Origin of the sequence: Bifidobacterium biavatii DSM 23969 (assembly GCF_000741165.1) — a bacterium.
In the GTDB taxonomy this organism is placed as follows: Bacteria; Actinomycetota; Actinomycetes; order Actinomycetales; family Bifidobacteriaceae; genus Bifidobacterium; species Bifidobacterium biavatii.
Map to the genome: position 1 here is coordinate 89,030 of NZ_JGYN01000013.1, position 6,417 is coordinate 95,446.

Annotated in this window: 4 protein-coding genes; 1 reads left to right on the plus strand and 3 read right to left on the minus strand. The window is 62.1% G+C overall.

Annotated features, from left to right (window positions below):
* Positions 1–14: 14 nt before the first annotated feature.
* The 3 genes from BBIA_RS05735 to fbaA all read right to left on the minus strand — a co-directional run bounded on the left by BBIA_RS05735 (position 15) and on the right by fbaA (position 5,552).
* On the minus strand, positions 15–1,895 hold the full coding sequence (locus BBIA_RS05735; protein WP_420796686.1) for an FTR1 family iron permease: 1,881 nt from the start codon (positions 1,893–1,895) through the stop codon (positions 15–17).
* A 666-nt stretch (positions 1,896–2,561) separates the two neighbouring features.
* Positions 2,562–3,896 carry an MFS transporter gene (locus BBIA_RS05740; protein WP_033494353.1) on the minus strand — a complete coding sequence of 445 codons (1,335 nt, stop codon included), beginning with the start codon at positions 3,894–3,896 and terminating at the stop codon, positions 2,562–2,564.
* Between the two features lie 567 nt (positions 3,897–4,463).
* Positions 4,464–5,552, minus strand: coding sequence for a class II fructose-bisphosphate aldolase (gene fbaA, locus BBIA_RS05750; RefSeq protein ID WP_033494351.1), 1,089 nt, complete (start codon positions 5,550–5,552; stop codon positions 4,464–4,466).
* Positions 5,553–5,925: 373 nt separating this feature from the next.
* Here fbaA and BBIA_RS14205 point away from each other — a divergent pair, with 373 nt between their 5' ends.
* Positions 5,926–6,096, plus strand: a complete 171-nt coding sequence (locus BBIA_RS14205) for a hypothetical protein (protein ID WP_156103675.1) — start codon at positions 5,926–5,928, stop codon at positions 6,094–6,096.
* Positions 6,097–6,417: the final 321 nt, after the last annotated feature.

The following is a 6,417-nucleotide window of genomic DNA, read 5'->3' on the forward strand; positions in this document are numbered from 1 at the left end:
TTTCGGGTCAATCGTCAGTTGACCGCCGCGGTCGTCACGACAGCGGAGGCGGCGGTCGACGCGTCATCGTCCGGATCATCGGACTTTCCGGACTTGCCAGCCTTGCCGGAACCACCAGCAGCCAGCTCGGCCTTGGCCTTGCGCTGCTTGACGAAACCGACCACGAACAGCGCGATCACCGCGATGGCCGCGATCACCTGCGCCACGATGCACTCGACGTACGGGTAGAAGCCGAGCCAGTCGTTCGTCGGCACGCCCTGCAGGTAGTTGGCCGGCAGCGCGTCGCCCTCGATCAACGCGTGCACGCCGCCGCCCGCGAAGACGACCACGAGCACCGACATCAGAATCGACGTGACGAGGAAGAACGGGCCGATCGGAATCTTCACCGACGTGAACCGGATGACGAGGAAGATGATCACGAGCACCACGGCCGCGGCGATGCCGCCCGTCCACATGCCCTTCGTATCCTGACTCATCGAGTAGATCGACTGGTAGAAGATCACGGTTTCGGCGCCTTCACGGAACACGGCGAGGAAACTCAGCATCGCGAGCGACATGACCGTGCCGAACGCGACGTGGTCGCCCGCCTCGACCTGCGCGGAGACGGACTTGACGGCCGCCTCGGTCTTGTTCTTGATATACCGGTTCCACGCCTCGACACTCGACTTATTGAGCATCCAGTTGCTGGTCCACAGCAGCATGCACATGGCGATCAGCGCGCACACGCCTTCCATGATCTCCTGGATCGGGCCGGAGCCGCCGAACGCCAGCACGAAGATCACCGCGACCAGACCCGCGCCCGCAAGGCCGGCGAGCACGCCGAGGTAGATCCACTTGGTGAAGCGCTTGTTGCCGGACTTGACGAGGTACGCGACCACGGCCGCGACCACGAGCAGCGCCTCGAGGCCCTCGCGGATGAGGATCAGGAACGCCTGACCGACCGCGCTGGTGATGAACTTCGTGAAGCCGCCTTCCTTGTCGGCCGCGCCGCCGTCGAGGATGCCCGCATCCTTGACCAGCATGGCCTTGAGATCGTCGACGAGCTTCTTCGTGCTCTTGAGATCCGCGCCCGTGTTCATCGACTTGCGGCACATCTTGAACTGGTATTCGACCTGCGAGACGCGGTTGCCGCTGATCGCGTTCATCACGTTCTTTTCGAAGCCGAGCTTCTCGTAGTACTGGTAGTACGCGTTGTTCACGAGCGTGGCGCCCTTGGCCGCGTCACCCGCCGCATACGCTTTGTACGCGTTGTCGAGGATCGGGGTCATTTCGTTGGCCACGTCGGTCCACGAACGGTTGCCCTTGCCCGGGTTCTTCTTCTTTTTGGCGTCGAGTTCCTTGCGCTCCTTGGCGATCTGCGCCTGCAGGTCCTCGGAGTACTTCTTCGGGTTGGCAAGGCTAGTGTTCGCGTCGAGCTGCTGCGCGGTCGCGTTCAGGTCACTGACCAGATCGGCGATCTTCTGCTTGAGCTGATCGTCGTTGCCGCCCGTGTACGAGAGGTTCTGGATGTCCTGGAACGCCTGCTGCTGGCTGGCCTGCTTGTCGGAGCTGACCGAGTCGCGCACGACAGCGGTGAAGTTGGACGCGATATAGATCGTGTTGTACGCGGCCATGAACTTGGACGTCGATCCGGCCGTATTGCCGGACGTGTATTCCTTGAGTCCGTCCTGCAGCTGATCGTCGATAGCCTTGGCGACGGCCGTCCAAGTGTCATAGTCGACACTGCTGCTATCGTCGGCGAACGCGACGCCGGCCGTCGGCAGGATCACGGAAACCGGGGCGGCCGTCCCGTCATTCGAGGTCGTCAGCGGCGCGACGGCGAGCGCCAGCATGGTCACGAACGCGGCGACGAACGCGATCACGGCGACCGTTATCTTGGTCGTCATCGCGGTCATTGCCGTGCGCGCGACCGACTTGCTGGCCACGGGCTCCGTGGCAGCGGTCATCATGGCACGATTCGACATTCCTGAAGCTTCCTCTCATATGCGCATGCGGGCTTTTCGCCCACCGCGCAATAACCTACGAGGAAACTTCCGGAAAAAACAGTCTTGATTTTTTGGGGCGTTTGCGGTAGTGCCGCGTTTATGGCGGAATATCAACGCCGTTTATATCGAAAATCCCCCCTACTCCGTCTCACCATCCGATATTCCGCCGCAGCGCTTCTCCGCAACACGCCGGATCATCACTATGTTCGCGCGATTACGAACAGGCCGCGAACATAGTGATGTTCCCACCCCGCTTATCGTCACTCTGTGCGCGCCCATATCGCGATCGCGCGCACATGGTGACGGTACAGGCTGGTACTCCGTCGGGCTTAAACCGCGGCGTTCCTATTTTCTCGGCTCCCCTTGCCAGGACGTTGCCGTGAAGCAAACAGCAGAGCTGTTTGCAGGCAACGTGCGAGCCGTCAGGCGAGCCAGTGCAACGCGGGCGCAGCCCGTCCATAATTGCAGGACGAGCTGTCACGCAGTGACTGAGGGGTAGTCAGAACCCGTCACATTAAGTCCGACAAAATACTAGTGACGGTGCAGGCTAGTGACGGTACAGGCAGCCGAACAGGCTCATGCCTCAAGCACGGCGAGCACCTTCTTTTCGTCGTAGAAGGCGAAGATCAGGCCGCCGAGTCCGCATAGCACCGCCGCGCACACGGCGGCCGCGCGGTAGCCGAACCCGGAACCCGCGCCGATCGTGCTCAGGCCGGTGAACAGCAGCATCGACAGGCTTTGCCCCATCTTCATTGCGAACGTGCGGGCCGCGTAGAACATGCCCTGCCGGTCCTCGCCGGTTGTCTTGGAGCTCGCGCCCGCGATGTTCGCCACCACCGCCTGCGGCAGGATGCCGAAGATCGCCATCGGGATCGCGCACGCGACCGACAGCACCACGCCCTGCGCCATCGCCGGCACCGCACCCAACACGCCCGAACCGAGCAGTGACGCGAACACGTACGCGCAGGTGAAGATCACGAAGCCGACGAGCATGAGCCGCTTCTTGCCGACGCGCCCCGCGAACATGTTCACCGGCAGGTAGAACAGCACGGATACGCCGGTCATGAGCACGAAGTAGATCGTGGTGCTCGTTTCGGGGAGCTTGAGCAGGCTGGTCACGAAGAACGGCAGACCGGTCTGGAACATGGTGATCGCGATCCAGTACACGATGTCGGAGATGACGAACTTGACGAACTCGCGGTCGCAGAACGTTTCCTTGAGCGAGGTGAGTGTGTCCTCGCTGGTCGGCTTGGAGTCGACGTATTCGCGCTCGTCGATGGTGAGCGCGGGCACGAGCATGCATACGAATGCGATCGCGGCGAGGATGGTGAACGTGACGCGGATCGCGTTCACGCGGCCGAGTCCGGGCACGAACGTGCCCCAGATGACCGGCGCGACGTACGCGACGGCAGTGCCGGCGATGAACGTGAACGAGATGGTCGTGGAGATGTTGAGCTGCTGCTTGGAGTCGTGGCCGAGTTCGGCGATGAGCGCGTTGTACGGCGTGCAGTAGAACGTGAGCGCGATGTAGTAGCCGATGACGGTCACGAACAGGAACGCCGCGTTCGCCCAGCTGGTCGTGTTGACCGGGCTCCAGAAGACGAGCACGGTGACGACGGCGAGCGGAAGGGCCGCGAACTGCAGGAATGGGATGCGGCGGCCTTTGGGCGACTTGCTGCGGTCCGAGAGGCTTGCGACGGCGGGATCGACGAACGCGTCGAAGAAGCGCGCGAACGCGGTGATGCCGCCGACGACGGTGACGATGCCGAGAATGACGAGGCCCTGCGGCACGAAGACGGTTTGGCCTTGGGCGATGGTTTCGGCGTCGGGCTGGTAGAAGTACACGAGCCAGTTGGAGATGATGCCGCTCAGCAGCGCCCAGCCAAACTGTCCGGTCGCGAACGCCCACACCTTGGCAGCCGGTAGGTCTTTGACGGTGGGGCTGGCGGCTGAGCCGGGAGTCGGTGTGGAGGCTGGCGCAGCGTTCTTGGTGGTCTTGGCAGTCTTGGCAGGCTTGCTGGCAGCTTGGGCCGCGGCCGCATTGCCGGTCGCCGCACCCGTCATGCCCGTCGTTCCCCGGTCATTCTTGCCTTGTGATTGCGTCATCATGCTCATCCTCGAACCTCCTGATCAACATTGACACTATGTCAAAGAATACCCCAGTTCCCGCGATTCCCCGAGCAAAATCCCAAGAACTGCCCCAGCACGTCATTCTTCCATCATCTACAACACCGCAAAAGCTGGCGGCAGCCTCGGCCCCCTCGGCTGAGGGGGCTCCCGGCGAAGCCGGGTGGGGGAGCGTCACAACTCACTCCCCCAGTTCCCGCGATTCCCCGAGCAAAATCCCGGGAACCGGCTCATGTTCATATGAACACCAGAATCCGCAACATTCCAAGGAATCACCACGTCCACAATGTTCCAAAATGTGCAATTCCCAGTTCCCGGGATTCCCCCGCCAAATCCCGGGAACCAGAAACCCTACTTGAGCGCGCGCCCCGCCGACCCAAGCTGCCGGCACGCCTCGACCACGCGCGCCGCCATCGCCGACTCGGCCTCGCGACCCCACGAGCGCGGGTCATAGAACTTCTTGTTGCCCACTTCCCCGTCGATCTTGAGCACGGCGTCATAATGCGAGAACATGTGTCCGGCCACCGCGCGCGTGAACGCGTACTGCGTGTCGGTGTCGATGTTCATCTTGACCACGCCGTAGCTGACCGCGCGCGCGATCTCGTCCGGCGTTGAGCCCGATCCGCCGTGGAATACGAGCGCGAACGGCTTATGGTCGGGCAGATCCGGCAGCGTGCAGGACGCGATGTCCGCGGACGCGATCGAGCCGAGCCGTCCATCATGCGCCGCATCCCATACTTCGTTCTGGATGTCGCGCAGCAGTTCGGGGCGCAGCTTGACGACGCCTGGCTTGTATGCGCCGTGCACGTTGCCGAACGTGAACGCGGCCATGTAGCGGCCGTGTTCGCCGAGGCCGAGCCGTTCGGCGACGCGCACGCCGTCGGCTGGCGTAGAGTACAGTTTTTCGTTGATTTCGGCGGAATGGCCGTCTTCTTCGCCGCCGACCGTGCCGATTTCGATTTCGAGCACGGTGTGCGCCTTAACGGATTTCTCGAGCAGTTCGGTCGCGATGTCGAGGTTTTCCTCGAGCGGCACGGTGGAGCCGTCCCACATGTGCGACTGGAACGTCGGTTCTTCGCCGCGCTTGACCTGCGCCGCTTCGATGTCGAGCAGCGGACGCACCCAGTCGTCGAGGTACTGTTTGGCGCAGTGGTCGGTATGCAGCGCGACGGTGATGTTCGAATACTTTTTGGCGACTTCGTGCGCGAACGCGGCGAAGGCGAGGGAGCCGGTGACGCGGTCGTTGACCGACTGTCCGGAGAAGTAGGCGGAGCCGCCGACCGACACTTGGATGATGCCGTCGGATTCGGCTTCGGCGAAGCCCTGCAGCGCGGCGTTCAGTGTCTGTGTGCTTGTGACGTTGATCGCGGGGTAGGCGTAGCCGCCATGACGGGCGGCGTCCAGCATTTCGGCATAGCGTTCTGCGGTTGCGATAGTCATATCCCCATTATTTCGCGCCGCGATGACGAACACACCCGCATCCGCAACGCCTGTCAGCCGACCCCAAAAACAGTGCATCTATCCGATACACAGCAAAAGGCCGCCGGCATTGAGACATATGCCGGCGGCCTATAGCTTAACGGGGATGGACTCAGAAAACCACCCCACCGGCCTCGGCCCGATTCCGCAAAGTCTCTGTGGCCACCAGAAGGGTTGGAATCGGTAGCGATGCTTCAACCGGCATCTCTATCATAACCGATATGCTAGCAAAGTCGACAAATCCTTTAGCGGGGAGAACAGTCGACCATCCACAAATAGTGGGTGAAGGTGCCGCGTCGTAGTACGCGGCGCGGCTTAGCGAAAGGCACACGATATGTGCAACTCAGAAAAGCCGCGCTCTGGCTCGGCAATGTGGCTGATGGCGCTGGTTGTCGTCACCATTAGCAATAAAATCGACCCGATTACGGCCGATCCGCTCATGATGGACATTACGGTCTACATGATGTGGCGCGATAGCCACTCGCCACATGACGAGCTGAAGTAACGCCGGAAGGTCCGCCTGAGAGACACAGGCGGACCTTTTCTAACTCTTCGCATTATGGCGCGCATGTACTGGCCGTCCGTTGTATCGGAATCACGCTCCGCGCGATGCTGTGTTGCTGGCGGCCTTCGGCCGCGACGCTCCCCCACCCGGCTCCGCCGGGAGCCCCCTCAACCGAGGGGGCCTGCAAGGCGTGTTATAGGGTTTGGCTTCAAGACCGTAGAACCACACGATGCTGGGCCTGCAAACGGACAGCCTTCGGCTAACTGTGTTTGTTGGCTCGCTGCCGCTCGCCCCTCACCCACGAACGCCTCTGATGCTGGC

Bases quoted from the DNA above. Each gene is read 5' to 3' on its own strand.
- BBIA_RS05735 (WP_420796686.1), bottom strand. From the start codon at position 1,895: ATGACCGCGATGACGACCAAGATAACGGTCGCCGTGATCGCGTTCGTC.
- fbaA (WP_033494351.1), bottom strand. From the start codon at position 5,552: ATGACTATCGCAACCGCAGAACGCTATGCCGAAATGCTGGACGCCGCC.
- BBIA_RS14205 (WP_156103675.1), top strand. From the start codon at position 5,926: ATGTGCAACTCAGAAAAGCCGCGCTCTGGCTCGGCAATGTGGCTGATG.